This window comes from Proteus sp. fly-1013 (assembly GCF_040140245.1).
Lineage (GTDB): Bacteria > Pseudomonadota > Gammaproteobacteria > Enterobacterales > Enterobacteriaceae > Proteus > Proteus mirabilis_B.
The window spans coordinates 531,835-558,110 of sequence record NZ_JBEEWD010000001.1 but is presented as its reverse complement, the minus strand read 5'-3'; the positions used below and the strand labels follow the sequence as shown (position 1 = coordinate 558,110).

The 26,276-nt window shown below is 40.9% G+C and carries 28 protein-coding genes; 2 read left to right on the top strand and 26 right to left on the bottom strand.

Annotated elements, in window-relative coordinates:
* The first annotated feature begins 117 nt into the window (after nt 1-117).
* The gene (locus ABN236_RS02670; protein WP_285219011.1) at nt 118-1,479 is read left to right on the top strand and encodes a hypothetical protein; all 1,362 of its coding nucleotides are present in this window, start codon (nt 118-120) and stop codon (nt 1,477-1,479) included.
* 182 nt (nt 1,480-1,661) lie between these two features.
* On the opposite strand, the gene ABN236_RS02665 is transcribed toward ABN236_RS02670, so the two are convergent.
* The 10 genes from ABN236_RS02665 to ABN236_RS02620 form a co-directional block, all read right to left on the bottom strand.
* Nucleotides 1,662-2,303, bottom strand: a complete 642-nt coding sequence (locus tag ABN236_RS02665) for a hypothetical protein (RefSeq protein ID WP_349473326.1) — start codon at nt 2,301-2,303, stop codon at nt 1,662-1,664.
* Nucleotides 2,300-2,563, bottom strand: coding sequence for a hypothetical protein (locus tag ABN236_RS02660; RefSeq protein ID WP_004242500.1), 264 nt, complete (start codon nt 2,561-2,563; stop codon nt 2,300-2,302). Before ABN236_RS02660 ends, ABN236_RS02665 begins: the two co-directional genes overlap by 4 nt.
* Entirely contained in the window at nt 2,548-2,799 is a 252-nt protein-coding gene (locus tag ABN236_RS02655) for a hypothetical protein (protein ID WP_004242498.1), read from the bottom strand. Before ABN236_RS02655 ends, ABN236_RS02660 begins: the two co-directional genes overlap by 16 nt.
* 3 nt (nt 2,800-2,802) lie before the next feature.
* Nucleotides 2,803-6,561 carry a phage tail protein gene (locus tag ABN236_RS02650; protein ID WP_349473325.1) on the bottom strand — a complete coding sequence of 1,253 codons (3,759 nt, stop codon included), beginning with the start codon at nt 6,559-6,561 and terminating at the stop codon, nt 2,803-2,805.
* Complete coding sequence (locus ABN236_RS02645) at nt 6,561-6,959, bottom strand: DUF6950 family protein (protein WP_196556829.1); 399 nt, start codon at nt 6,957-6,959, stop codon at nt 6,561-6,563. Before ABN236_RS02645 ends, ABN236_RS02650 begins: the two co-directional genes overlap by 1 nt.
* 63 nt (nt 6,960-7,022) lie before the next feature.
* Nucleotides 7,023-8,471: a restriction endonuclease subunit S gene (locus tag ABN236_RS02640; RefSeq protein WP_349473324.1), complete on the bottom strand. Its 1,449-nt coding sequence runs from the start codon at nt 8,469-8,471 to the stop codon at nt 7,023-7,025.
* Nucleotides 8,465-10,480 carry a type I restriction-modification system subunit M gene (locus ABN236_RS02635; protein ID WP_349473323.1) on the bottom strand — a complete coding sequence of 672 codons (2,016 nt, stop codon included), beginning with the start codon at nt 10,478-10,480 and terminating at the stop codon, nt 8,465-8,467. The genes ABN236_RS02640 and ABN236_RS02635 overlap by 7 nt, the downstream gene beginning before the upstream one ends.
* A 199-nt stretch (nt 10,481-10,679) precedes the next feature.
* A complete protein-coding gene (locus ABN236_RS02630; protein ID WP_349473322.1) occupies nt 10,680-11,261 on the bottom strand; it encodes a hypothetical protein in 582 nt (193 codons plus the stop codon).
* Nucleotides 11,261-11,857, bottom strand: a complete 597-nt coding sequence (locus ABN236_RS02625) for a hypothetical protein (protein ID WP_349473321.1) — start codon at nt 11,855-11,857, stop codon at nt 11,261-11,263. Before ABN236_RS02625 ends, ABN236_RS02630 begins: the two co-directional genes overlap by 1 nt.
* Nucleotides 11,858-15,133, bottom strand: a complete 3,276-nt coding sequence (locus tag ABN236_RS02620) for a phage tail tape measure protein (RefSeq protein ID WP_349473320.1) — start codon at nt 15,131-15,133, stop codon at nt 11,858-11,860.
* 126 nt (nt 15,134-15,259) lie between these two features.
* Between ABN236_RS02620 and ABN236_RS02615 the strand changes: the two genes are divergently transcribed.
* Complete coding sequence (locus ABN236_RS02615; RefSeq protein ID WP_004242485.1) at nt 15,260-15,451, top strand: YqaE/Pmp3 family membrane protein; 192 nt, start codon at nt 15,260-15,262, stop codon at nt 15,449-15,451.
* Nucleotides 15,452-15,475: 24 nt separating this feature from the next.
* Here the strand turns inward: ABN236_RS02615 and ABN236_RS02610 are convergent, their stop codons facing one another.
* From ABN236_RS02610 to ABN236_RS02535, 16 genes are all read right to left on the bottom strand, one after another.
* Nucleotides 15,476-15,706 (bottom strand): phage tail assembly protein T, encoded by a 231-nt coding sequence (locus ABN236_RS02610; RefSeq protein WP_223231949.1) that lies wholly within the window; start codon nt 15,704-15,706, stop codon nt 15,476-15,478.
* A gap of 44 nt (nt 15,707-15,750) precedes the next feature.
* The gene (locus tag ABN236_RS02605; RefSeq protein ID WP_261260369.1) at nt 15,751-16,167 is read right to left on the bottom strand and encodes a hypothetical protein; all 417 of its coding nucleotides are present in this window, start codon (nt 16,165-16,167) and stop codon (nt 15,751-15,753) included.
* A 64-nt stretch (nt 16,168-16,231) separates the two neighbouring features.
* Nucleotides 16,232-16,819: a hypothetical protein gene (locus tag ABN236_RS02600; protein WP_349473319.1), complete on the bottom strand. Its 588-nt coding sequence runs from the start codon at nt 16,817-16,819 to the stop codon at nt 16,232-16,234.
* Between the two features lie 87 nt (nt 16,820-16,906).
* Nucleotides 16,907-17,248, bottom strand: coding sequence for a tail completion protein gp17 (gp17, locus tag ABN236_RS02595; RefSeq protein WP_036976750.1), 342 nt, complete (start codon nt 17,246-17,248; stop codon nt 16,907-16,909).
* Between the two features lie 5 nt (nt 17,249-17,253).
* Nucleotides 17,254-17,727 (bottom strand): HK97-gp10 family putative phage morphogenesis protein, encoded by a 474-nt coding sequence (locus tag ABN236_RS02590; RefSeq protein WP_036976749.1) that lies wholly within the window; start codon nt 17,725-17,727, stop codon nt 17,254-17,256.
* Nucleotides 17,717-18,046 carry a phage head closure protein gene (locus ABN236_RS02585; RefSeq protein WP_020946080.1) on the bottom strand — a complete coding sequence of 110 codons (330 nt, stop codon included), beginning with the start codon at nt 18,044-18,046 and terminating at the stop codon, nt 17,717-17,719. Before ABN236_RS02585 ends, ABN236_RS02590 begins: the two co-directional genes overlap by 11 nt.
* A complete protein-coding gene (locus ABN236_RS02580) occupies nt 18,046-18,345 on the bottom strand; it encodes a head-tail connector protein (protein ID WP_036937611.1) in 300 nt (99 codons plus the stop codon). Before ABN236_RS02580 ends, ABN236_RS02585 begins: the two co-directional genes overlap by 1 nt.
* A 38-nt stretch (nt 18,346-18,383) precedes the next feature.
* Complete coding sequence (locus tag ABN236_RS02575) at nt 18,384-19,550, bottom strand: phage major capsid protein (protein WP_161738352.1); 1,167 nt, start codon at nt 19,548-19,550, stop codon at nt 18,384-18,386.
* Nucleotides 19,551-19,553: 3 nt separating this feature from the next.
* Nucleotides 19,554-20,222 (bottom strand): HK97 family phage prohead protease, encoded by a 669-nt coding sequence (locus ABN236_RS02570; RefSeq protein WP_193014421.1) that lies wholly within the window; start codon nt 20,220-20,222, stop codon nt 19,554-19,556.
* A 17-nt stretch (nt 20,223-20,239) separates the two neighbouring features.
* The gene (locus ABN236_RS02565; RefSeq protein ID WP_004242475.1) at nt 20,240-21,508 is read right to left on the bottom strand and encodes a phage portal protein; all 1,269 of its coding nucleotides are present in this window, start codon (nt 21,506-21,508) and stop codon (nt 20,240-20,242) included.
* Nucleotides 21,508-23,241 carry a terminase large subunit gene (locus ABN236_RS02560; RefSeq protein ID WP_349473318.1) on the bottom strand — a complete coding sequence of 578 codons (1,734 nt, stop codon included), beginning with the start codon at nt 23,239-23,241 and terminating at the stop codon, nt 21,508-21,510. The genes ABN236_RS02565 and ABN236_RS02560 overlap by 1 nt, the downstream gene beginning before the upstream one ends.
* On the bottom strand, nt 23,195-23,662 hold the full coding sequence (locus ABN236_RS02555; RefSeq protein ID WP_006537822.1) for a phage terminase small subunit P27 family: 468 nt from the start codon (nt 23,660-23,662) through the stop codon (nt 23,195-23,197). The genes ABN236_RS02560 and ABN236_RS02555 overlap by 47 nt, the downstream gene beginning before the upstream one ends.
* Nucleotides 23,663-23,780: 118 nt before the next feature.
* Nucleotides 23,781-24,119, bottom strand: a complete 339-nt coding sequence (locus tag ABN236_RS02550; RefSeq protein ID WP_349473317.1) for an HNH endonuclease — start codon at nt 24,117-24,119, stop codon at nt 23,781-23,783.
* Nucleotides 24,116-24,523 (bottom strand): hypothetical protein, encoded by a 408-nt coding sequence (locus ABN236_RS02545; protein WP_349473316.1) that lies wholly within the window; start codon nt 24,521-24,523, stop codon nt 24,116-24,118. The genes ABN236_RS02550 and ABN236_RS02545 overlap by 4 nt, the downstream gene beginning before the upstream one ends.
* Nucleotides 24,524-24,603: 80 nt before the next feature.
* Nucleotides 24,604-25,116, bottom strand: a complete 513-nt coding sequence (locus tag ABN236_RS02540) for a KilA-N domain-containing protein (protein WP_349473315.1) — start codon at nt 25,114-25,116, stop codon at nt 24,604-24,606.
* Between the two features lie 698 nt (nt 25,117-25,814).
* The gene (locus ABN236_RS02535) at nt 25,815-26,276 is read right to left on the bottom strand and encodes a lysis protein (protein WP_349473314.1); all 462 of its coding nucleotides are present in this window, start codon (nt 26,274-26,276) and stop codon (nt 25,815-25,817) included.

The window sequence follows — 26,276 nt, the reverse complement described above, 5'->3', positions numbered from 1 at the left end:
AAGAAGAATAAATCTCACTCCCATTTTTTATCAAAAAAATCCATGATGCAAAACAGCGCTTGTATCTTTTTTAATAGATGGTAGCATTATTTTTTCCCTAAAAATCATCAATCTAAAATGAATATTAGAAAAATAAAGCAGTCCAGATTTGATTCTCTAGCGGCGTATGCAAGGAACCCTCAGGTAAAATACCTTGGCAGGGAGATCGCTTGGTATGAAACTGAAGACAAAAGTATTGTTTCATGCATCATACAAGATTACACAGATAAAGATTTTTTTGGGATATTAATGGCTCGTGATGAATCTGAACGATACCGTTTTATTGATAATTCCGAATGGAATGAAAATTTTGCTCTTTCTGAATCCGCCTTGTTGACCAAAATACTAGAAATACATGAAAATATTGATAAGGCAAGATTACAAGGGGATACTCATAAGGCCCCGGTTGATTTTTTTATCCCACTAATAAAAACAAAAAACAAACTATCCCCTCTTTTCAATGAGTTGATATCTAATCCATTATTTGCTTCTGCAAAGAATATTATTGAACCCATGATGCGTTGGTATGAAGATGCCGATGGTAATTTTGTAGAGCAATTTCAGACAACAGGTTTTAATCAACGAATATGGGAGCTGTATCTATTCGCTCTGTTGACTGAAAATGATATAACATTCAATCAGAAAGAAGCTATTCCTGACTTTATTTGTGACAGCTTCCAAGGTGAATTTTGCATAGAAGCTACAACTATCAACCCTTCTATAATAGAGGGTAAAGTTGAAGAATTGCCACAATATCACAACTTAAAAGATTTGGAAGATATAAAGAATAACTATTATCCTATAAAATATGGAAGTGCTCTTTTTTCAAAACTTAAAAAAAAATATTGGGAAAAGCCAGTTTGCAAAGATAAGCCTTTAGTTTTTGCTATCACAGATTGTCTCAGTCCTGCTTCCGGTAAAGATTCTAGGGAGTCATTACCATATTATCTTTATGGATACAGACATGAGGTCAAAGTAGATGATAATGGGAGTTTGACAATAGTTCCTGTTAAGATAGAAGAGCATACTTGGGGGAAAAAAGTAATACCTTCAGGTTTTTTTAATCTTCCAGAAGCGAAAAATATTAGCGCGGTGATTTTCTCTAATGATGCATCATTTGGAAAGTTTAATCGTATGGGACTTCTAAATGAATTTGCACCTGAAGGTTCAGAGATGATTAGGACGGGACTTAGAATTAATCATGATGTCAATGCAATAAGGGGTCAATCATTTAGCCTAGAAGTCGGTTCTCCTTCCTACCATGAACGGTGGAGTGAAGGTCTTGAGGTTTACCATAACCCTAACGCTTTACATCCTCTATCTAGGAATGTATTTCAAGAGGCCGCGAATCATTATTTATCCGCTGATGGGCAAATTAAAACATATTTACCAGACTTTCATCCGATTAGCTCAATTACTAAAGTAAAACATTTAGAGTAAGCGTTAGTATTTATTTTAAAAAAGCTAAAATATACTATTTGGTTACAGAAGGTGGGGCACCCCACCTTCGATATATGTCAGCAACGTCCGCTTCTGGCACAAAGCAGACCACAAACAAATATATTCTTTTATTTAATGGCCTTTCGTACTCATCAACTAAACCAACTATCTAAACTCTTTTATCACCCACCATATTCCCTTACATCAATATAAAAATACTGCTTTCCTAGTGAGGTTGTTGACATTTGTCCGGCCACTATCATGGAATGAGGAATAATACGGTTACCTCGGCCACAAAGAGTTACTCTAATCGTTTTTCCTCCCATTGAATCCATCATACCAATCTGCCCTATTGTTGTGATTAATACCGCACAAGGGAAACCAACATCCACGCCACTCCAATTATTTCCTGTGAGTACAAAGTTATTTCCCTCTAATAAATTAAGCGGTCTTTGGCTTGAAGCGTGTGTAATAACACCTTTATGATAAATTTGAATTCCCCATTTTTGAGGATGAAGTGAAATATGATAAGAAGACTTCACAAATACATAGAGCTCATATTCTGCTGAATTACCTTGAATCGTATCAATTAAATTCACACACCACGCATTGTTCTCATAAATTACTTCAGATAATCCACTTAATGATGGATTCGAGGAATTAAGAACTCGAATAAAAATAAGTGGCACTGCGTTATTATTACCTTCGATAACTTTAATTAGTCCCGGCTTAGTTTTTATCTTTTTTAAAAATACAGCTGATTCATAAGGTGTTAATTCTTCGGTAATACCCTGATTAAAAAATAATGCACCATATTTACTCATTTAATTAGTACCATAATAATTCCATTAATCGATTGGCTACCGCGTAGAGAATTCCACGAGATTTTATTATTCTCGACTCTAACAGTGAAATAAGATCCTCGATTTCTAGCGACAATATAGGCGGCCAATGACCGCCCTTTAGGAATATTATTATAAGTTTTACTGCCATTTTGAGTGACCGCTATTTGGTCAAAAATAAACGAACGCCCTGTGATTTTTATTGGCTTTCCTTTTTCATATATCTCTATTCCCCACGACATGAGAAATCCTCTACGGCATCAGGAGATACCCATCCTCCTAAGAATTTAAATCCTAATTGAGGTACAGCATGATAAAGAGGCCCTTTAATGGTTTCTCGTTTTTTATCAAACTTCACCAATACAGGTTGTTGATAGTGAAAAGTTTTTATTTGGTAAACACCTTGGCAATCGACTTTTTTATATCCAGAGGTACACCCTGACAATAATAATGCTGTAATTAAAACAATAAACTTCATACGCTACCCTAAATAACCTATTTTTGCCGCTAACTGATTGTTTTCATCGTAAACATAAATAGTATTATTCGTTATCACTAACCGCCCTTTTGTTCCTCCTGAGTTAATATCTAACCGTCCACGAAATACTGCATCATTTAATTCCACATTCCCTGTTGTGGCATCAATATTAAATCCTTTCTTGCCCGCTGAATAATTAGTGGATGTGATTTTTTTACCTACCGATAATTTATCAATAGTTGCCTTGCTAAATAACGCATCATTGAAAAAAGCTTGTCCATTTTGGATCACAAAAGGCGTCACCACTTTACCGTTTAATGACGATATCACTGCAAAGTTTTGGGCATTAACCAGAAATTGGCTATTTCCTTGTGCATTAAATCCTAAGCCAATGCCAGTAATGACTTTATTCCCTTTGCTATCTTGCTGAACTTTCATTGTCCATGATGCGGAAATTTTGCCATTTATGTCTGTGACCACTTTCGAAGTTTGTTCGATTTTGGCTGAACTTGTACCCACTTGGCTTTCTAAACGAGTGACTTGCTGAGAGGTCGAGGTCACTTTACCTGAAACCTCAGTCACTTTGGTTTCAAGTTGGCTTACCGCATTCGCCGTTGCGTTGGCTTTCTGTTCACTCGATTTAGGCACATCATTCGCCAAAAACCCCTTTGGGGCCACCGATTGCTTGTTGTTGGTATAAGTGCTGGTGATAATTTGATGGTTAACACTTTTATGCTTAGTGAGTTGGTATTTAGCCCCTCCTCGTAAATAGATATATTCCACAGAGCCATTCGTTAATTGAGTTGGCCCCATCACAGGGGATTGATTTGTCCATTTCCAATCAAAGTTATCAATGATGCGGTTTTCAGACTGAGTTCCCCATCCAGAACCACTCACTTGCCATTCCACAATCATGGCAAAACCTTTGGTGCGGTGAGTTGCATAGCTGGGTTTATTGTCTGAATATTGCCCTAAGGTTCTAAAAACCTTAAAGGCATAACGTCGAGAGGTTACTAAAGGCAAAATAACCGGATAATAGGTGTTTTCATTGAGTTTAGATAAATCTAAATCCACCACCACAGATTCCGTTAAATCGGCTTTCACTTTATCTAATTTGCTGGATAACGTTTGTACCTGAGAGGTTGCGGATGTCACTTTGCCATCAAGATTAGATACTCGAGTATTTAACGCATTAACCACACTGCTATCGGCTTTCCCTTTCAGATTTGAATTGAGCGTTGAAATCTCTTGTGTTTGCGCTTGCTGTTTCGAGGTGAGTGTTTCTAGTGATTTATTAATCGCGGAAACATTCCCATTCATCCGTGTTTCCAGTGATTGTCGGGCTTTCGCTTCTGCTTGGTCGCCTGTGACTCGCGCTTGTTTCTCTGTGGAGATGAGTCCTGCGGTGACTTTCGATAAATCATTGCCGGTATAATCACCACGAAGTTGAGTGGCTAAGGATTGTCGTTGTTGTGCTTCAGTTTTATCAGCCTCAATACGTGCTTGTTGCTCTTGTTTAATTGCGGCGGCCTGTGCTTCTGTTGCCGTTGCAACTTGGTTCATTCGCTCAGCTAATAATTTTCCTGCCTCCTCCAGTTTTTTTTCACTTTCTTCAATCGTTGCTCCATGCCTCACCAACTCAGATAAAATCTTGTCGTGATTTATCCTCATCAACTCATGTAATTCAGTAATATCGAGTTGGTTAGCCTTGCTGTTGATCTCACCTAATAGGTCTTGCGCTAATTGGTCTCGGCTAATTTGCCCCGCTAATTCCTCAAGAATTAAATCGGTTTGAGAAGAGCAAGTCCCCGAAGCTTCCACAAACGGTGATTTGCCATAGCTGTTGATTGTTCGAACATAAAAATAATAGGTATGCCCTGCTTTTAAATTCTCTTGCGTCCAGAAATTCCCTTGGCCAACTTTATTTGTTTTGGTGATCACTTCATTTTCAGAAAGATCAACGAGCTTTTCCTCACTAAACCAAAATTCAAAGGTATAACCAAAGACAGTGCTATCGCCTTGTTTCGGTGCAACGGTCAGATTAAATAAGCCAGAGGTAACATCAATATGCTCAGGAGGTGGTGGTGCTTGAATGGCAAAGTCACTGATAGCGGGTGCCGACATTGCACCGGCCACATTTGTTGCTCTAACTTCAACACGATAAGTCCCTCGCGCTAATCCGTTAATATCAACACGTTCAGCCGGTACCTGAATAGATTGAATAACGTTGCCTTCTTGAAGAATAGTGACAGTGTTATAACGCACATCAGAAGCGATATTCTGCCAAGAAAGCGTACCTTGTACTATGTCACTGACTGCAAGTGGAACAAAGGTAAGATTAATCGGTGAAGCAACACCACCAGTGGGCAAACTCACAAACGGCGGACGCTCAAAAGGCTTGCCAATCACATCTTCATATAAATAAGCACCATCTTCTTCTAATGTCAGAGAGACACCTTCTAAAGCATGGAAGGTCCATTCAGCAATACGGAATTCCAGTCCACTAATCCCCAAAGCCGGTAATTCTAAAAGCACAACTTCCCCCGGACGATAAGCATAGCCGTCTAAGTTCATGGTCAATTGAACTCGTCTTCCCGCTTTCTTTTTGCGGAGATATTGGCGGGCTAATCGTTGTGCTTGATAAGGGCTGGTGACAAAACGATAGTCAATATTCTCTCGAATTTCTAAGCCATCCTCTTTCACCCATTCGTCCACAATCACAGGCGTGAAGTCGGTTTTTGTGTACAACTGTTCGGCATCAATAAACGTGCCATACACCGCATTGGTCGCATCTTTTAAGCCTGTTTCAGGGGTACAAGTGACGGTGCCAATCAATTGTGATTCAGAGATGGTTTTTATTGCAGGCCCATAATAAGCGCCGATTTGAATACCGTGTTTTCCTGCGGTGAATGTCGGTTCCGCATTAATGCATTTGTGCATCGCTTCCAAGACACTCGATGGACTTTCATTTAAGTCATAGGCGCCATTAAGGGTATATCGCGACTCAAATCCGCCTTCTGGTAGACTCACTTTTTCATCACATAAATCGGCAGCCTGTTTAAAGCTGTCGAAATCAATATCCGTATCAGGCACTTTTAAATAATGGCGGTAATAATCCAAAATCACTAAGGCCCCATTGTTACTCCATGCAGTTTGCCCAGTGCGAGGATCAAACAGATGTTTTCCCCAGACTTCACATTTCACATTGGGTAATCCATAAGGGAATTTTTCTTGGTCAAACGTGAGTGTCACACGTAACCACGCCAGACCTCGACCAATCATATCCTCTTTCCATGATGGGCAATTTTTAAGCATAAAGGGATCGGCATTTTCTCTATCGTTATGTAATTCCCATGAAGCTTTATCACCAAACGTCTCAATGAGATCATCCCCCAACCAAATCTTCCCGATTTTCTCTATGGAGTGCCCTGCTAACGCTAATGCCAGTGTGATTTTTTCATTTTCATCTTGTTCGCCAGTTTCTTCCTCTGCGAAGAAAAGCAAACCCGATATCACCGTTTTTCCGATGATTACGGTTTCAGGGGCAGACGATGAACGTAACATCTGTTTGCGTTCACCAGTATCTCGATAATTCATGGAAGGCAGTTTTGGCTTAAAGATAAGCGAACTCGCGACTTGAACCGCAACGCCAGCCGCCATCAGCGCCATGCCCATCGCCGATGTCACGCCTCCAGTAAATAGCCCCGCAATCATTAAGCCAGCACCCACGACTTTTGAAATTAATCCACCACTCCCACCCATTATTCCACTCTCCACGCTTTGATTGGGTTAATCTGCACCGGCTTCACACCTTGTGAGGTTACGCCCCAATAATGCCCCGCCCAGACCACGGCTAAACTGTCACCGTCCTCACCTTTAAACAGTACGAGATCGCCACGCTGAACGCGCTCAATCTCAATGGATTTGAAATAGCGTGAAACGGCTTTCTCTAAGGAGCCAAATTTAGATTTGATCAGGTTGAAGGCTTCAGCTTTGGTTTTATAGTGATTGAGATAAGGCTTTATTGGCGAGAAACCACATTGTGCGTCAATACATTCCGAGGCAAAAATACAACAATCAAATTCACCCCATGAAAAAGGGCGACTCATCGCCGCCCTTATGGTTTCAGGTAATTTAAGTGTCCAGTTGGGTTGTTTCATGTACTGACCTTAAATAGCAAAAAACCCACAAAAGTGGGTTAAAATAACGAACGTATTATATAGTTATATACCTAAGATATCCTTGTTAAGGATATCTAGTGCTGCTTGTTCTGCATTAAATGCTCTTGTTCTCAACTCATTGGCAGATAAAGCTAACTCATTGATTTTCATCATTACATTTTCATCTACTAACGGAACTTCTACCTGTGAAAGTTGGTGCTGGTCTATTTCAAAAACAACAGCACCGTAAGTATGCCTTCTTATTAGAGGTAATGCCCATTCTGAACTTAACCAAGTATACAAATACCCAGCCCATTTAGAACTTGCAGGAATTACTCTTAATAAGTGCTGACTAGCTGCCCACCCTTCCCAATGTTCTGGTACTAAAGTTACTTTACCGATTGTTCCGCTACAAGTAATTAGTATATAATTATTTTTCAAAGCTAACTGAGTGCTTATCAAATCATTGTGTTGTTTAAAAGATAAATATTTCTCACCTCTAGGATCTAATTCTAAAATTTCTTTACCACCGATAAAAGGCACTCCAAATTCAGGCTCAACATAATAACGTTTAAACCTACTAGGGAGAATGATACTGTTAACTATATTTTTATCTGCTAATTTTGTCATATGCATAGCATGAATGTTTAAGTGCTGGATTATTTTTTGTGCCGTTGGATGGTGATAATTTGCCTCTAATCGGCCATTTAAATCAGACGAATTAACACTAAATGCATATGCTTCGCTACTGTTTTCTTTACCTGAAAAATCATCAAAATCAGGTAGATTTAGCGATTTTCTTAACAATGCTTGTGCATCTTTAAGCAATTCATTTGATCTATCTCGTAAACCAAATGAATCTATTATTAAATCATTTATTTTCTGCTTCAATATCAAAGGGGCATTAGGAATTGGAACTCGATACAAGTGCTCAGGCTCAATATGCTTGATTACGGCTCCGTAATTATTCGCTTGAATAATCAATCTTCCTATCTCACTTAAGAAATAAGTGTATAAATAGCCCAAATCAGACTCATTTTTGACATTAATACGTAATAAATCATGGCTAAATATGTAATTTTCCATTGTATTAGATACAATTATAACCTTACCTACAGTGCCTGAGCAGGTCATAAGTATTTGTCCCTTTTTCACTCTTAACTTATTTATATCCGTATTAGTTTTTTCTGAGATATACGCAGCAGGTGTAGGATTTAGCTCTTTGATTTGAGATGGTTGATAGATTGGTAAGTTTGATTTATGAACAAAAATACGTTTAAATCTAGGACAATGATTAGTTTGAACAAACTCAGATAACAGTGCAAATCCGAATTGACCATCCAAGACTAATAATCTAGCTTTTTCAGCCTTTGTAGCGTAAACCTCTGCCTCTAAACGCAGATCATTCTCAAATATTTCCTGTAATGGTACACTAATCCATTCAAAGTCTTGATTTAAAGTTTGAGATTTATCATTTGAATGTTCTATTTTATAGGCTGAAGAACTTACCATGACATCCCCTCATCTCTTTTCCACTTTTCAAATACTGAAGGTACATAAAGAGTTTGGTCATCAGGCACTTTTTCTAATCTCTTACTAGATTTAATCGTTTTTATATCATCTGCAACAACAGAGATTTCTGTGACGTTATCATCCACCTCAACTAAAATTTCATCTCCATTTTCATCACGCTGATATGTATTAACGCCCCTCTTATCATGTCCAACTTTATCAATTACGGCCATAAATATGTTATATGGCTGCATTTTTCCTATTAAGTCAGCCCTCTTTTCTTCCTCAGTTTTTTTCTGAAGAATTAATATTGATGTCTGTACACCTGTATGTGGCTGGAAAGCATCACCATCTAGATCTAAGCTTGCTATAACTTTGGCTTCACATAATAGCCATTGTCTGATGTATCCTAGTCCAGGAGAACCTAAAATAGAATCTGGTAAAACAATTGCCATTCGACCACCAGGTTTTAAAAATTGTAAACAGCGTTCAATAAATAATTGTTCCGGTGGTGTCGGTGAAACTACTTTTTTCTTTTCCCAAGTTTCACTTTCTGTCTTTTTAGGATTCTCCCAACCATGACCAATGTCAAACTGTTCAAGCATATATTCTTGTTGAATTGTAATTTTACTACCAAAAGGTGGATTGGTTATGATTACATCAAAAAATTCAATATCTTCATGGTGTTTTATTTCTTCAGGTTGAATCTTTAAAGCTTTCGCCAGTGAAACTTTAAATTCACTTTCCCATAAATGAGGTGGCAACAAAGAATCAGTTCTTAAAATATTTCCACTACCATCATTATTCATGACCATATTCATTTTGGTCGCTTTTACTAACTCTGGAGCAATATCAAAGCCAAAAAATGATGTTGCGGCTATTTCTGAAATCCTTTGTTGTAATGCTTTTTTCTCATCGTCCCCCCACTGATTTTCTGGAATATCTAAATCTTTGGCAAAGTCAATTTTCAATTGTTCGATCACCATATTCATAGCAGTAACCAAAAAGCCACCTGTGCCACATGATGGGTCCAAAACCTTTTCTCCTAATTTTGGATTAATCATTTTCACTGCCATATGCATAATATTTCGTGGTGTAAAAAACTGTCCTCGATCTCCTTTTAAGTTAGAGCCAACGATTTCCTCATATGCTCTTCCTTTTAAATCAATATCTGTTGCTAAAAAACTATACCCCTGAAGCTCAGAAACAATTTGAGCTAAACTCCTAGGTGTTAACTTTATTTCGTCATTTGAATCAAATATCTGTGAAAACTTTATTTTTACGTTGTCAAATATAGTTTCTATTCTCTTTTTACAAACACTTTGTCCATCTAAATTCCCTCTTTCCTTAGATGCAACATAAAAATTTAAAGGTTTGGGGATATTCCTTTCATCTTCAATTTTACAAAATATAATTTTTAAAAATTCAAAAAAAGCATTTTCTTTATTAAAACCATCGTAAGTGTGAATAGCTTCATGACAACGTCTAAAAGCTAGAAATAAATTATCTCCATCAGCCTTAATCAGTTTATTTCGCTTAGGCCTATCTATATCATCAGTATTACCAGTTACATCAGGGATGTCATTAAACTCAATAAACTCACCAGTAGATACAATCTTCCTAATGACAACTCTTTCCTTTTTATTTGTCCAAAGCCCCCATTCACAATTAATACCGCAGGCGTGCATATAGCTTTTTAATTGTTCGATACCATCATTCTTATCTTTAGAAGATACACTCTCTTTTTTACATTCCACAATTATATATGCGTACTCTGGCAGATGTGGCATACCATCTTGGTATACTACGATATCAGCTCGTGGCTTTCTGCTCCCCATAGGAATAGTAACTTCAACACCAATTCTATTTTTAGGATATTTAAGTTCGTTAACAAGACGTTTTTCAATGTTCTGTCTTACATATTCTTCTGGAGTATCCGCTCTAAATGTACCAGTGATAAAATCAGCAATCTTACCTTCGGGAATCGTTAGGTACGTTTTGGATATCATAATTATACCTTAAAAACAAATAATTAGTGGAATTAACATTAGTTTGAATCTACCATTATTGCAGAAGCTTATCCAATGAAAAAATCTAATTTGCTCTCATAAAATACTATTTAAAAGAGGTAATTATTAAATTAAAGGTATGAATGCTCTTATTTATGCAATAAAAACCCACAAAAGTGGGTTTAACAAAGCAATAAGATTATTTATAAATAAATGCAGGTGCATCTTTCTTACTGCCCCAATAAATAGCTCGTTCAGCCATTTGAGCAACATAACGAAAGATGCGATCACCTTGTCTTCGAGATGACCACGACTCATCGGTAAATCTATCGGGTAACCCGATTGACCATCGCTCGAATCGATTAGAAACATTAACACATACGGCATTTTCTTCGCCAGACACCACATTAATCGAGGTAATTTGTCCGACAAATAAGACTTCGGCAAGAAGCGGTTTCCCCTCTTCGCCGATGGCGACCATCATCAACCTCACTTCTCGCCCTCGACTTTGCTCATTCATCACCATTCCCACCAGCGATTTATCAAAACCGGCTAATTTAAGCTGTAATTGTGGGGGACTGGTTGTCTTATTTTCTTTTAGCTGAGTGATTTCGCCTAAACTTCCCACGCCCAAATAGGTTTCCCCCGCAATAATCAGTTGCCCAACACCGGTATGCGCACAGGTGACGCCTGATTTCAAATCGAGTCTGGCGGCTAAAACGATATAAGCCCCTTCATTAATCGCGTTGACCATAGCATCAGAAAATGGATGATATTGCATTAGTACAACACCTCCTCAAAAGATAACGTGATATGGGTATACCCCAAACGACGATGCTGAAATTTACCCTGTTCATTATCAACGAGCCGAAATACTCCAAAAGGACGCTCAACCTCGAGCATTTCATTGACGGTAGGTGACGTTCTTAACATCGGTGAAATAGGAATATTTGCACGCCCTTGATGATCACTGACCACATCCGCCACCACCATTTTGAGTTCATTGCCCACAGTTAAGCGATCCCCTTGTTGTAACACGCGCATATTGCGCTTCCAGTCCTTTGTTTCTAGCTGATTACCTAATTGGCTCGGTATTGCAATACGAGGCGAACCATACCCATAACGCCCTTTTCTTATCCAACTGGCTATTTTGACTCGCCCCGACATCCCATCCAATGAAGCCACCAGCGCTTCTAACTGGCGCGATTTCTCTTCATTTAAATTATTAAATGTCAGTTCACAACGCCAACGGCTTCCCGGAAAGCGTACCGTCTGGCTACTTCCATTAAATGGCGAGGTAAAGGTTTTGCTGTTACTCAATAATTGCCAGTTTTCCTGTGTGGGGATCACCTCTTTTGGCCATTCAAGAATAGACATTTAAACTCCTAATGTTCTACGTGCTGCACCATTACTTTGAAAGTCTTGTAACATCATCGCGTGAGCTTTCTGTGCGCCTGCTTCTGTCCCTTGTTGTGCGGCTTCCTTCATTGCCTGCGCAAGTACAGCGTCACCATTTCCTGTCACCGTAATATGATTGACGATGGTCATTTGCACACCGCCTGCACGAGCTAACGTCGGTTGTGGTGTAATCGGTATTCGTCCTGCGACCGCGCCCACAAAGCCCCCTGAAGCATAACCTTGCGCCGCATGCATTAAGCGATAGAGATTGCCGACACCCAATTTAGCCGTCGCTTCTTTGGTAAAAACAAACTCACCACCATGTACAATCCCTTTAGGCTCAAATTTGCCGCCATGCCCCGTATAACCACCGTAAGCATGCCCTTTGCTCATCCATCCCATATCAAAGCCCATCGCCTGCCCGCCTGCTTCAATGGCTTTGAAAACCAGCATTTTCATCACCATTCGAGTGATATCGGAGATCACCGCATTGGCAAAATCTTTAAAGCTTCCTTTGCCCGTTAAAGCAAAATCGGCTAATGCATCAGACATATTATTAAGCGCATTGGTGGTGACATTTCTGACGTTCTCCATCACATCCATGGCCGACTCACTGAAATCTGATAAGCCTTGTTTTAATCCCGCCATCGGATCACCTTTCATGGCCTCTCGCTTCCTCAGCTCTTCCTCAATCTGCTGCTTAGTGAGTTCGACATTGCGTTGTAAATTCGCTAACTCTTTTTCGCCTAAATCCACACTGGCTTGCTGATACAGCACATCAATCTGACGAAGGGCATTGAGTTTTTCTTGCTCTGCGCGCGACTTTCCTATCAAGGTGGTTTCAAATTGCATCTGCTCAATTTCTTTACCGCGATCATAAGCAAATTGCGCAACCGAGTTGGCACGCGCTAAGTCATCAATGGCTTTCGCTTTTTCTTTTATCGTCTCAATCGCTTTGGGATCGATTTTTAAGATGGTATCAAACTTGTCTTTATTCTGTTTGATATCAGCTAAGGTGGATGTGTATTCATTAAAGGAAGAGGTAGTGCCATACAGCTGAATACTTTGTCCATCCGCAATCAGTGAGGCTTGTTTTTCCTCTAATTCCGTCAAGATTTTGGTGTACTGTTTAGCGTAATCAATGGTTGATTTATGGCTAGGCTTATACGTCCGTTTGGCTTGCAGTGCCAGTTGTGCCTCAATTTCAGCTTGTAAGGCCTTATCGTAGCCTTGCATATCTGGCGTAATTTTGCGTGAAGCCAATACATCTTCTGCATTTAATTTCGCTAATGCCTTCCCTGTGGCTTGCGCTTTTGCCACTGAACGTTGCGATTTTTCAATCGATTCATCAATCTGTTTAGCAATCGCCGTGGCGGCATTCACTTGGCTCTTTGTCGCCTGAAGCGTGATATCAATGAGTGATTCATATTCAATGCCTAAACTCTTTAAACTCGCCTTAAGTGAATTGATAACGGCATCAACATTTTGTAACTCAGTGGCATAGCGTTTATATTCAGGGGCTTGATCGCCCACTTTGTCTTTGAGTGTCGCCAACATATTTTGCATATTGGCTCGCTGGCGCTCTAAGTTATTAACTTGCTCTGCATATGTCCCCATCGCAGCATCAAGCTCTTTTTGCTTTTCAGCCACTCGTTTAAGGTATAAATCCCCCACTCCTTGTTCAGTAAACGCCTTTTCACTCTCAACGCTGTATTTCGATAGATCTTGTAAGGAAATAACCTGTTGTTTAAGTTCCTCGATTTTCTCCAATTGCGCGTTAATGCCCGATGAAACTTTGCTTAAATTCGCCACTAACGTGGCATTGCTCATTTTGTTTAACGCTTCTGTTGATGTATCAAGGGAATGAGCAAATTCAATCGATTCTAACTTGGCTTGTTTGACATTTTCGCTGTATTCATACAATCCCATGCCCAATGCCGCAACACCCGTCAACACTAATCCAATAGGGCCACCCGCTAATCCCATAACACTGTTGAGTGCTCGCCCCGCCACTGTTGATTGACGCCGAGCGGTCGTTAATGCACGTTGAGCAACATTTTCGGCGGTTAATGCCTGTGTATAATTTAGAGAGGCTGTTCTTGCGAGTGACTTTGTAGCGATAAGGTTATCGAGTGCGATTTTTTCCGCGTTAGTGCCTCTAGCAACTTGATATTCCATTTTGGCTCTATTGAGCGCCGATGTGGCGGCTTCTTTATCCGCCCATGCCTTCCTCACGGCACTGGTTGCTGCCACACTGTTTGCCTGCGCACTCTGTAATGTGGCTTTGGCTTCATTCAACGTTGCCTGATTTTTCAGATAAGTGGCTTTCGTCCATTGAGAGAGTTTTGCTACCAATGCCGTGACGGCGATCCCTTCAACTACTTTAGCGACTAACGATAGATTATCGGCAAGAGTGGTCATCCCTGTGGTAAAAAGCTGAGTCGCACCTGTACCTTGATTCGCTTCACCGATAAATTTTGTCATCGCCGATTGAAGATTAGTGAAACCTTGGCTAACCGTTGTCATGCTGGTAGCAAATTTTTTATCCACACTGTCGGCTGCACGTTCTAAAGCTTGAATGACTTTCTCAATCGTCATTTCACCGTCTTGGGCTTTCTTCCTTAATTCGCCCACACTGACACCCATTCCGTCAGCGATAGCTTTTGCTAACGCAGGGGTTTGCTCCATCACTGAATTTAGCTCTTCGCCACGTAACTGACCCGAGGCTAATGCTTGACCAAATTGAGTTAATGCCGCTTGGGCTGCGGTTGCACTCGCTCCTGAAATCGCCACGGCTTTTGAGACGGTTTCAGTGAGTTCGGCCACTTTTTGCTGACTTAAGCCTAAGCGGTCGGCATTATCCGCAAAACGTTGGTAAACTTGTGCCGTGGCATCCAATGATTGATAGTTTTTTTGGGCAATATCATAGACGGCTTGTGTGGCTTTATTTAACTCGACAGAACTTTCCGTCACCAGTTTTAAGCGGTTCTGTAATTCCGTCCAACTATCGGCATAATTAATGACTTGATGAATGGATAATGCGCTTGCGGTGACACTCGCAAAACGGGCAAAAAGCGCCGAGGATTTTGCGGTTTGCGATACCATTCGCTCTTGTTGTACGGTGATAGCTTGAAGGCTGACGCGAATACTTTGCCCAAATTGTTCTGTTTGGCGCTGACTACGGTTGATCGCATTTGTGAAATTTGCCGTATTCAGCGTCAAATCAATATTTAATCTACCTAATGCTCCCGCCATAAATTCAATCCTTGGTATGAACACTACAAAAGCAAACTTTCACCCTGAATAAATGCAATATTCCTTGTTATTTGCTATTGATTTAATTATTGATAAACTGAAATTTCGAATAATAGAGGGGGTTTTATGAGACTTATTCTGGCGTTATTACTACCTTGGTTACAATTTTTCACGATTGGTCGCCCATTTGCTGGCATCTTCTGCCTTATCCTACAAATCACCTTAATCGGATGGATCCCTGCGGCTATCTGGTCGGTTTATGCCCTTTCTCAATACAATACGGATAAAAAAATTGAGAAAATGTCTCGCGGTGGTTAACGATTAAGCCCCACAGATGTGGGGCTATCGATTAGCTAATACACTCTCAGTGACGTTGTCCCACAGCTCTTCTTCCGTGATTTTCTTCTTCCACATCGGCATAAAATCCATCAATTCAGGCGGAGATGTTTTCGGATCACGATTTATCATCGCAAGAAGATGCGCCACTTGTGCCATCCGATAATCCTCTCGCCATAAACCAAAGGGTTGTTTGCGATAAAAGGCTTCATATTCACACAAGTGGCTTTCGGGCATTTGCTCGATTTCCGCGAGCGTTTTTCCCAGTGCCAACGACAATATCAATTGGAATTGTCGTCGGTCTCCGAGTTTTTTTCACTGTTCCCCGCTTCGGCTGTAAACACTGCATTAGAGAACCCTTGCCCTAGACGATTAAGACCTTTTAAATCTACTTCATTTTCAGCATCAAAAAGCAGTTCCCCTTTTTCATCACACAACTTAAAGGCCAGCATTCTGGCGACATCATATTCATCGTAGACACGATTTATCGCCTCATTAAATTGTTCGGGATCGTCTTCATCTAAATAAATATCCTGCGCCTCAGCGAGCTTGATTTTAATTTGGCGAAGTTTGCGCTGAATGTAATTCATGGTGCCAACATCCAACTCTTTGACATAAAAGGTGTTGTCTAAATAAGTAAAAGGCGTCACTTTCAGTGCTTGGTTTAACACTAATTCACGCAATAAAGCGTTAGACATAATCACTCCTAAGATTTTTTATCGTGAAGGGAGAAGAGAAATAATGAAAGAGGTGAATTAAGGGTTATTTCTTCGCATTCAAATAATCACGGCCAGACAATTTAATCGAAATCCCCGAATCCATCATTTGCCCTACACTGCCATCAATGTTCATGCCCGTTTCGACGGAGCCGTAATAAAACATGGAGCCTTCATCTCGTGTTAAGACCATTTTCACCGCAAATTTTTCTTTGCTGTTTTCATATTTACGTAAGAGTCGCTGCACATCACTGGAGCTATAACGTAAGAAAAAGGTCAATTTAATTGAGCCGTATTCCGTATCACCGGATTCATATTCCTTGCCATCACTGCAAATGGTGGTGACATCAATTTGTTCGGTTGTCGAACCGTCTTTGCTGAAACTTTTTACCGCACAGAAATTATTAGACCATTGAATACGTTGTGCTTTGGCGTTTGCAAAATCCGTGGGTAACGTTTTATCACTCCAATCCACTTCCTCACACAAGGTCACTTTATTGCCATCAACCTGTGCAATGGGGAAACGCCCATCTAACTCCCCTAAACCCGATAACATAATCATGTCATCGGCTTTCAGTTTATTATTGGCGATGGTAATGGTTGCGGGTGATAACGCCGCTTCCGTCACGGTCATCGCCTCTCCTAAACCTGTTTGCACAAAGATCTTCGTGCCGAGGAAAGGCGTCGCTTTATGATTTTTTGACTTTGCCATATCCATTCCTTATTTATCTGATGAAATCATTAATTCAAGAACAAGCCGATGCAATTTGACATCCGCTTCATACCCAAAGACCGCATTCACTCGTTGTGCAAATGGGATCGCCTCGATAATCTGAGCCTCGATTTTTTTACGCAAGACCATAAGGGGTTGTGGTTGTGGCGCATACACATCAAGTTGCACGCGATAGTTGTCTAAATCCGTATCCTCCAGCGCACTGTTAGGCGTGATGCTGGCAAACTGGATCACAATGGCGGGATAATGCCCTTTTCCTTCGGGTAATACCTGAAAAAAAACCCTTCCATCGACAAGCGGTGAAAGGGTCTCTTTTAATTGCTGTATCATGATCTCTACCTTGCTTTTTCAATATCCTCTTTGAGTGTTTGAACAATCACTTTAGCCGTCGCTTCCTTTTTCGCTTCAAAGCTGGGGCGCATAAACGGTTGTGCAGGCATCTTGGCGGTGCCAAACTCAACAAACCACCAATAAAACGGATCATTTGGGTTCAATGCCGCACTTTTTCCCGTTGCCTGTTTAAAGGCAGACACCTTTTTACCCGATAATGATTTCACCCAAATGCGCGTTTTGACTTGCCCATTGCGTTGTACTTTCGTTTTAGAACGAATATTGCGCTTGATAGTGCCTTTACGTCGATGAGGCACCGTTTCCTTAAGAATAGGCACTCGATGTTTGATTTCCTGCTTTAACGCCGAAGCGCCTGCATTCATCGCCTTACGCGCACTTTGATTTCTGGTTTTACGGGCAATGTCTTGCATTCGTTGAGCGAGTTCAGACAATCCACTGATTTTAATCTCACCCATCATTCACGCCCTCTTTGCACATCAATTGAAGCTCACGATGGCGCTCATCAGGGTCAATAATCGAAATAATATTAAATATTCGCTTACCCCATACAATACGCATCGAAGTATCAATATCAGCAATATAGCGAATAAGAATTCGCGTTGTGGCCTCACTTTGTACTTGCTGAGCTTGAAAATATTCTCGCCCTTGATAAGGCATGATCGCTGCACGTACTTTTGTCGCATGATCCGTCCAAATCACATCACTGCCACTAATGGCATCGGGCGCTAATACTGATTTTTGAATATGAATAGTGTGGCGTAATCGTCCCGGATCCATTAACTACCTCGCCAATTTCGACAAAGCAGTAACAATCGTTCTACTGCTTTATTTTCATATAACAGAATTTCACTTTGGCTGGTTCGATGTTCAAACATATCCCCCAGCACCAAAAGCATGGCCGATTTCACTTCATAAGGGATATCATCAGGTGATTTCCATGCTGGTTCATCACACCATCTCAAACAATAATTTAATGCGCTTTGAGCATAAAATAGAATCTGCTCATCACGATCATCACCGCTGTATTCGAGATGCTGTTTTAATAAAGAAAGAGGAATGACATCTAAGATATTCATGATGTAATGCGGGATAGTTACCTACCCCGACCTATTACTTAAGCACTTCTTCCAGACGTTGGGAAAGTTCCTTTAATTAAGGCTTGAGGGCGATAATGGGCTAATGCTAAACGCTCTTCACACAAAATGGTCAGCATATTTTTCACAAAGTTATCACGATCTTCTCGACTCACTTCGATAACTGCATTCATTCGATCCCATACTTGAGACGCCAAATCAAATGCACCAACAGTAAACTCACCTTGTTTTTGTGCTTTTGTTGGAACAACAGGTAATCCCCACATTACATTTGAAGTAAAGGCTTGTGGGCCACCAAAAATATAACGCCCTTCTTTATCTTTCATTAACGCAATGGCATGCCAATCACGAGGATTTAAAATAATACCAGAGGCACTAAATTCAGATTCTGTTACCTGATAAATGGCATGAGCAATCAGGTCAGCATGCGTGTCGCCCGTAGCACTCAACGTGGTATCATAGGCAGTGGCAACATGATTAATTCCCGTCAAATTATCCGCTGTACCGTCACCATTGAGTAATTGCTCCTCTTCCACTAACGCTAAGCCATACAATAAGCGATTATTAACGTAAGACTGTAACTGCACAGCATCATCCATCACTTGGCGAGACGCTTGGATCCAATGAGCAATAGTGATCACATTTGCCGTTTGTTTTTCAAACGTCAGATTAGATTCTGGTTTTTGTGCCTTTTCTTTCACGGGTGCCGCGCTATTGGTAAACAATTTTTCACGTACATATTCCAGTGAGTTACTGGAAATACGACCTTGTGCTAATAAATCGCGGATAACTAAACGACGCATACCCGGCATAATAATACCCGGTACTTGCATCGGCTGAATTAGAACTCCGGCTGAGCTCGCATCACTGCCTAATGATTTATTAAAGGTTTTCACTTCATAAGAAGCCTGACTCCCATTCCATGATTTTGTCAGCGCTTCTGCTGCTCGCTCAGAAAAATCTTTTTTCGTATTAGGATCATCAGCACTCGTTGCCCCTTTCTGCTCTAAATCAAACAGACGTTCACCGGCTTTTTTTAATTCCTCTTGGACTAAGGCTAAATCTGTTTGTAATTGCTTTGAAACTACGCCAGTAGCTTCAATTTCTTTCTTCTGTGCATCGAAAAGCTCTTGCACCTTTTTTTGTGATCCTTCGATGGCTTCTTGGATAATAGCTAAGTCAGACATATTCTATCCTTTCAGATTAAATGCATTAATTTGGTTAACAATGGATGCGACTAGGGATTGTTGAGTGTCATCGGACTCACTCCGAATAGCGGATTTGAAGCGGGAAATAAAACCGACGGCTTCTGATTTTGATAAACCGGCTGACTCTCTCAGCCAATCCTCAATATCTCGGATCGTTAATAACCCATCGATGCTCTTGAGTGATGAAACCTGTGCTTGGTCATTAGCGGGAAATGTACAAATACTGATTTCACGTAACAGGGAGATGTTTTTAAAAATACGACCTGAAGGTGTTCGCTCAAAGTCATTACGCAGACAACCGAATCCGATAGAAAGCCCGTCAACCGTGCCATGCTTCATTGCCGCTTTTAGATCTTGAGCCGCACTATGACCGGGTGTCAGTTGTCCTCTCACACGTAATCCTTTTTGATCTTCCTCCATGTACTCCCATTTCCCGACAGGAAGCTCCCAGACTCGATGGTTATAAAACATAGCGACTTTTTGTTTTTGCTTATCTAAAACATGCTTAAACGCACCGGGTAAAATAATGTCACCGTCGAGATCTTGATGACTAAATACGGAGGCATAACCTTCGAAAATGCCTTGTGTGTCATCTCCCGTAAATTTGATTTCCGCTTCATCAAAATTCAGTGTTTTTCTAATATCAGGCATTGAACCCCCATAAATAATTAAGCCCCACTTTCGTGAGGCTCTTTATTGAGTTGGTTAATCGGTAAATATTGTGCTTGCCGGTAAGCGACATCCCCACCTTCAAGAGGAGGATAATTATCGAGCCGTCGCATTTCATTAATGGTTCTTAACCCCGATTCTCCCATCGCTTTCATAAATGCGGCGCGTGAAGTAGAATCGCCTCGCAATAATCCATCAAGGTTATGTTCAGCATGGTATTTTCCCACTTCGGGGGGTTTTAGAAGCCAACGCGCAATGCAGTTTTCCCATCGGGAGATATAGGGTTGTAAGGTATATTGAAGAAAACCTAAGTTTTGTTGCTCAATACCTGTTCCCCAACTTGTTGATTTTTCAACATCGCCGACTAAATGCGGGGGAACACCAAAGAAACGGGCTAATTCACTGACTTGAAATTTGCGGGAAGACATTGTTTCTGCATCTTGAGGACTAACACCAATATCTTGTGCTTGAAATCCCCCTTCTAAGATCCACAATCGTTTTTTAACGGGACCACCCGCAATTTCTTTGAAATTCTCTTCAAGTTGGCTACGTTGCTCTTTATTCAATACCTTATCGCCCGTTGTCAGAATTTTAGGAGACTTAGCCCCATTAGCGTAAAACTCACGTTGTTGATCTTCCATCGCAACGGCCGTGCTTGCTGTCTTACACGCATAAGCAATCGGCGACAATCCGACTAATCCATTAAAACCAAACCCTTTTAAATGAAAAATTTCATGTTGTTTAAATTTCGCAAACTCATGATCACGCTGATATTTATAGATAATATTCTTCCCCTCCATGCGTACATCCATATTGGCAGACAACAGAGGAAGCAAGCTAATCACATCACCCACTTTATTTCGCTCAATCAACGCGAAAGCATTACCATAAAAGCAAAGCTGCATAGTCATTGCCTCTCGGAATTCTTGAGCGGTCATATATTGATTGGGCGAATATCGCAGTAATCGAGCCAATGGGTTACTTAAATCAACTTTGGTTCTATTTCCCTGTTTATCCGTTTCGAACACATCCAGTGGCAAACAAGCCGTTAACGTCGAAATTAAGCTAACACAACGCCAAACCGTGGATATTTGGAGTATTCGCTCATCATTTACAGAAGAATCACCAAGCGAGCCTTGCGCTGAGATAGCGCCTGATTGTGAACCTTGTTCAGGTGTCACAAGTCTTCCCCCAACAAAGAAGGAAGCCAGACGCGCAAACCAACCATGATTAGTGCGCAAATCGATTGAATATTGTTTATCTGTCATCACATACTCAATGGGTTAGAGAAAAAATCATCAAGGTTGCCATCATCAACCTCACCTTCCGCAGCCCCAATCGCCATTGCTGATGCCACCACACCATCAATTCGACCCGTGCTTTTTTTCTTGGCAAAGACGCGGTTATCTTTTTGGTCAGCCTCAAGCACAGCAGATGCGGCATTCCATCTCAAACAAGGATTGGTGTGGATCTCAATCTTCTTGTCATCAATTAGCTGTTCAAACAGTTCGATAGAGTGTGGCATCCATAGCCCTGAATCTTTGGCTTTGTAATATCCTTGTCCATGCGGAGTTAAAGGAACCGTCACACCCGCTTCATCGAGTTTGGGTTCAAGGTATTTAATGCGATAAGGGTCAAAGGCAATGGCTCTCATGCTGACGTGCATCGCCATTTCAGCAATGCGTTCTGCCACAAATTCATACCTCACCGCATTCCCTGGAGTGGTATGCATAAAACCTTGCCTTACCCATAAGTCGTAAGGCACTCGGTCGGTTTTCGCTCTATCCAATAAGGTGTCTTTGGGTGTCCAAAATTCAACATAAAGACGTTTGAGGCGAGGAAAATACAGGGCTAATGCGGTTAAATCTTTGGTTCCTGATAAGTCCAATCCGCCATAACACTCTTCACCTTGAAGATCATCGAAGGTGAACGTGTTTTCACACTGCATCCATGTTTCACTGTTAATCCACGGATTATCGGCATCCACCCACTGGCAAAAATTAAGCCGACGCACAATACTTTCTTTTGCGGGCATACCTCGAGCTTGTGTCACTTGTTCACGTAAGTAGCGATCAGAAAAGGTGTAGCCCAATGACGGATTGGCTTTCCCCCAGCAAGACTCATCCTTAAAGGGATCATCGCCCTCATCCAGTGAGCATATATAGGAAAAGAAGCTGTCGTCTTCGATAGTGCCTTCGGCAACTTTTCGTCCGTATTCATGATAGTCATAACACACACTGGTTTTATCATGCCCACTATTGGTGATCATAAATATCAAGGCTTGTCGCCGACCTTTTGTGCCTGCTCGCATCATCTCAACGGCGGTATTATTTTTATGCTCATGAATTTCATCTATCAGCGCACAATGGGGACGAGGCCCTGATTGCCCATCATCTGAGCTAATCGGGCGAAAGAATGAACTCGTTTTCAAATAAGCCAAGTTCCACTCTTTGCCTGTTCCGCCTGATTTGGTGATCCGCTGACTTAATGCGGGAGATTGATCAACCATCGCCACCGCATCACGAAACAAAATCATGGCTTGGTCTTTTTTCGTGGCTGCCGCATACACTTCGGCACGCGGTTCACTGTCGGCGACTAAACAATACAACCCAACGCCACCTGCCATCGGGGATTTTCCTGAACCTTTACCTGATTCAACGTACACCATGCGAAATCGGCGTGTGCCGTCTGTCATTTTCCAGCCAAAAATAGAGCCAATCACAAAGCATTGCCAAGGCAATAAAATAAACGGTTTCCCTTCATGCTCCCCGCCATTGAGCTTTAAGACTTTCGCGAAAAAGTCGATCACCCTTTTGACGGCCTCAACATCCCAGATTAATCCTCGTTGCTCGGCTTCATTTAAGTCTTTGAGATGACGTACACATGCATGACGAATATCAGGCCCCGCTAAGATTTTGCCTTGATGCACGTCTTGCGCGTATTGCGTTGCGGGATCAACCGAAATATTGGTTGAGCGGATCTTCCTCTTCTTCTCCACCATCCATCTTCACCTTCGAACGAGCGGCGGGGGTTAAACCAAACTCGACTAAATAACTTTTAAAACGGCGATCTGCATCAGCCAACATGGCAACGGCAGGATTCGCTTTAATTAAAAAATCCCCTAATTGTGTTTTTGTGGTGTATGTCCGACCTTCAATGGCAATGGTGTCTCGCAATTGAAGAATATCAGCGTAGATATCACACAGCCTTTCTAATGCCAGCGTGTCAGCCACGGTTAAAACGCCCATTCCATCGAGTAATAAGGTTAATTTTGCCCACGCCATTTTCCCCCAATCCGTTAAATGTTCGGGTGGGCTTGGTATTTCACGTTTAGGTTGGGGTTCTTTATCGTTGAGTTTTCGTTTTCCCGGATTACCGGTGACCACCTTCAAGTGGGTCGGTTTCGGGCGTCTTCCTGCCATCGGAACCTCCCAGAAAAAAACTTTTCATTTCGCGGTTGTGCACACAAATGAGGGCGCTAGGTAATCAGGGCGAAAGTGTTTGAACTTTTACCCCGCCCCCACCCTGTATTCCATGATGTTATTGATGCCAATGAGAATTGGGATCGAGTGGAATGCCATCCGCATTACAGCCAATGACTTTGCCACTCTTTTCGATACGTTGTTTGGTTGAATTATGATGCAGTTCGCATAAGCTTTGGAAGTTCTTTGTGTCCCAGAATAAGGCTTGGGCTTTTGCGATACGTTCTTTATTGCCTGATTCAAGTGCTTCTTTAAGACGATGCGGAGTAATGTGGTCAACTACTGTGGCAGCAGTAATACGTCCTTGATCTTGGCACATGACGCAAAGTGGATGTTCATTAAGAAACGCTAATCGCACTTTAGCCCAGCGACCACCATAGACATTGCGTTTTTTCATGGTTTATTTCTGACAACATCAGTTTCTATTGATGATTGCTTATTGCAGGTAATAATTCCTTTGAATATAGCGTCACTAGACGTACTAAAACCTAAAGAATTATCACTACTAATAACATAATGTTCATAATCAGCCTTATCCGCCCATTGATTATGAGTGGTTGCTAGTGTGATGATAGTTTGATTTATCTCATGTATTTTTTTTAGCAATTTAGCTGGCTTATCAATACTATTTAAATCGATGATTTTTATGTTTCTTGGATCTGTATAAGGAAATTGCCCTGAATGACAAATTGCTATGAATTCTTTATATAGGTTGCTTCTCTCTTCAATTAGCTGCGATATTTCTTTTTGCAAGTAAACACAATGACCTATTGCCTCATAATTAATCTGTTTGTTTGACATAATAAACTCCAATAAAAAGCCATTAGGGCCTATTCATCGTTAGATATTAATTAAATCAGCATCCTCAATTTTAAGGATCGCTATTCAATACCAGGAATATAGATTTGAGCTTCTTTAAGAATTCGTTCCCTCGCTGTTAGTAGTAACTGCTTTCTACCACCAACTCCCCAGTTAGCCATCGTTCTTGCACAGTTACTTATATTTTTAGTTTCGGTATTAATGACATGATCTAGCTTGTTCAACTTAGACATGACATCTAATCCCTTCCTCGTAGCCTCTTTAAACGTGTTGTAGACAAGGATTTCAAATTCTGGCTTTAACCAAGCTGCATATCTAATAACGACTAACTCTAAAGCCCAAGTTCCCTGGTTGAGTCCACCTTTAATCACTTTGACCGATGCACTTTTTGTTGCATCGCTTAAAGCTTGAACAAATCGCCTTACTTGACGACTTTTCAAAAATGCACCAGGCCTTTGTGATTCCGTTGCTTTACCATCCGCAACAACGGCCGCATGAAGATCATTTAAATTATATCTACCTTCACTATCAACACGGACAGATACACCATTAATACTTACTCTTGGATATTGCATAACGTATTACCTTCATTTGAAATGAACCCTCGTTCACATAGAAAATCAGCCCGTCGAAGCTCGCCAGCTATAACTGACTTTCTCGAAGGCTCATATCAAAGTGATTGGATTCGACGTTTTTGAAGTGCTCTGTGAATGAGCGATGAAATGCGTATAAAAAAAGCCACCAGCGATTAACTGATGGCTATCTGTATATACCACTCAATGAATGACGTTTGTTGAATTAAATATATTGATGTCTCTCCATCGTCACGCCCCTTCTTCTACCTACAGCTGACGTTGCTGATAATGACCAAAAAATAACAAAACGGTGGTATTCGTTGTTTTTGATTTCTCTTACACACTCAATGTGAGGAGAACATGTCATCGTTAATGTATGAGAACAGCGACAACGCAACGCATTAAAACATCATTACAAGAGGATTATTTTCTAAAAAATAGCGTTGATTATTAACAGATTGGTTTAGTCGATATTGGTAATCTATTGTTTTCACTCATACTAGTGAAAGCCCTGTGGGAGCCCAAACTCACAGGGTTATTTTTATCTTGCGTTTTTTATTTAGGTAAGAAATAGGTTAATCAGAATTATCAATCTGGTATATATACTTACTTAAGCTATACTAATTAAAATCAACCTCGCTATACTCTTACTGATTGGTGTTTAGTTAGTTTGCCCATGCACCCATGCTGGGCTTTTTTTAGTTCACACACTCCACTCTAATATAATCCTGCAACCCTTTAATCACCTGCTCTGACTCTGCAATTCGCTCTCTGAGTAACCAATAATTTCGGATAGCGGTGTCAGTAGGTCTGGCGGTGGTTGCATAAGCCAAGCTGGTGGCGGGAGTGGTTTTGCTTTTTGGGCACTCTGCTTTGATATACACCCGCTCAGGATGACGCTCACTAATATCACGCAAGCGACTAATTTCATTCTTAGCATTCGCTAGCTCCTGCGTATATTGAATATCCAGTTGGTTTAATCGCATTATGCGAGCTTGATAATCAGTGTTAATAGACTTCTGTTCTTCGAGAGCAATCGTTAGTTCTTTGTTTGTTTCTACTAACAGATTAATTCTGTTAGCTTGCCAGTTAATCACCCAATAACTACCCACAATGATGCCTACCATCGCAAGGACGGCATAGAGTTTCCCGAATTTCAT

Coding starts and splice junctions, on each gene's coding strand:
- ABN236_RS02670 (WP_285219011.1), top strand. CDS start 118: ATGAATATTAGAAAAATAAAGCAGTCCAGATTTGATTCTCTAGCGGCG.
- ABN236_RS02665 (WP_349473326.1), bottom strand. CDS start 2,303: ATGAGTAAATATGGTGCATTATTTTTTAATCAGGGTATTACCGAAGAA.
- ABN236_RS02660 (WP_004242500.1), bottom strand. CDS start 2,563: ATGTCGTGGGGAATAGAGATATATGAAAAAGGAAAGCCAATAAAAATC.
- ABN236_RS02655 (WP_004242498.1), bottom strand. CDS start 2,799: ATGAAGTTTATTGTTTTAATTACAGCATTATTATTGTCAGGGTGTACC.
- ABN236_RS02650 (WP_349473325.1), bottom strand. CDS start 6,561: ATGGGTGGGAGTGGTGGATTAATTTCAAAAGTCGTGGGTGCTGGCTTA.
- ABN236_RS02645 (WP_196556829.1), bottom strand. CDS start 6,959: ATGAAACAACCCAACTGGACACTTAAATTACCTGAAACCATAAGGGCG.
- ABN236_RS02640 (WP_349473324.1), bottom strand. CDS start 8,471: ATGGTAAGTTCTTCAGCCTATAAAATAGAACATTCAAATGATAAATCT.
- ABN236_RS02635 (WP_349473323.1), bottom strand. CDS start 10,480: ATGATATCCAAAACGTACCTAACGATTCCCGAAGGTAAGATTGCTGAT.
- ABN236_RS02630 (WP_349473322.1), bottom strand. CDS start 11,261: ATGCAATATCATCCATTTTCTGATGCTATGGTCAACGCGATTAATGAA.
- ABN236_RS02625 (WP_349473321.1), bottom strand. CDS start 11,857: ATGTCTATTCTTGAATGGCCAAAAGAGGTGATCCCCACACAGGAAAAC.
- ABN236_RS02620 (WP_349473320.1), bottom strand. CDS start 15,133: ATGGCGGGAGCATTAGGTAGATTAAATATTGATTTGACGCTGAATACG.
- ABN236_RS02615 (WP_004242485.1), top strand. CDS start 15,260: ATGAGACTTATTCTGGCGTTATTACTACCTTGGTTACAATTTTTCACG.
- ABN236_RS02610 (WP_223231949.1), bottom strand. CDS start 15,706: ATGCCCGAAAGCCACTTGTGTGAATATGAAGCCTTTTATCGCAAACAA.
- ABN236_RS02605 (WP_261260369.1), bottom strand. CDS start 16,167: ATGTCTAACGCTTTATTGCGTGAATTAGTGTTAAACCAAGCACTGAAA.
- ABN236_RS02600 (WP_349473319.1), bottom strand. CDS start 16,819: ATGACCGTGACGGAAGCGGCGTTATCACCCGCAACCATTACCATCGCC.
- gp17 (WP_036976750.1), bottom strand. CDS start 17,248: ATGATACAGCAATTAAAAGAGACCCTTTCACCGCTTGTCGATGGAAGG.
- ABN236_RS02590 (WP_036976749.1), bottom strand. CDS start 17,727: ATGATGGGTGAGATTAAAATCAGTGGATTGTCTGAACTCGCTCAACGA.
- ABN236_RS02585 (WP_020946080.1), bottom strand. CDS start 18,046: ATGGATCCGGGACGATTACGCCACACTATTCATATTCAAAAATCAGTA.
- ABN236_RS02580 (WP_036937611.1), bottom strand. CDS start 18,345: ATGAATATCTTAGATGTCATTCCTCTTTCTTTATTAAAACAGCATCTC.
- ABN236_RS02575 (WP_161738352.1), bottom strand. CDS start 19,550: ATGTCTGACTTAGCTATTATCCAAGAAGCCATCGAAGGATCACAAAAA.
- ABN236_RS02570 (WP_193014421.1), bottom strand. CDS start 20,222: ATGCCTGATATTAGAAAAACACTGAATTTTGATGAAGCGGAAATCAAA.
- ABN236_RS02565 (WP_004242475.1), bottom strand. CDS start 21,508: ATGACAGATAAACAATATTCAATCGATTTGCGCACTAATCATGGTTGG.
- ABN236_RS02560 (WP_349473318.1), bottom strand. CDS start 23,241: ATGGTGGAGAAGAAGAGGAAGATCCGCTCAACCAATATTTCGGTTGAT.
- ABN236_RS02555 (WP_006537822.1), bottom strand. CDS start 23,662: ATGGCAGGAAGACGCCCGAAACCGACCCACTTGAAGGTGGTCACCGGT.
- ABN236_RS02550 (WP_349473317.1), bottom strand. CDS start 24,119: ATGAAAAAACGCAATGTCTATGGTGGTCGCTGGGCTAAAGTGCGATTA.
- ABN236_RS02545 (WP_349473316.1), bottom strand. CDS start 24,523: ATGTCAAACAAACAGATTAATTATGAGGCAATAGGTCATTGTGTTTAC.
- ABN236_RS02540 (WP_349473315.1), bottom strand. CDS start 25,116: ATGCAATATCCAAGAGTAAGTATTAATGGTGTATCTGTCCGTGTTGAT.
- ABN236_RS02535 (WP_349473314.1), bottom strand. CDS start 26,276: ATGAAATTCGGGAAACTCTATGCCGTCCTTGCGATGGTAGGCATCATT.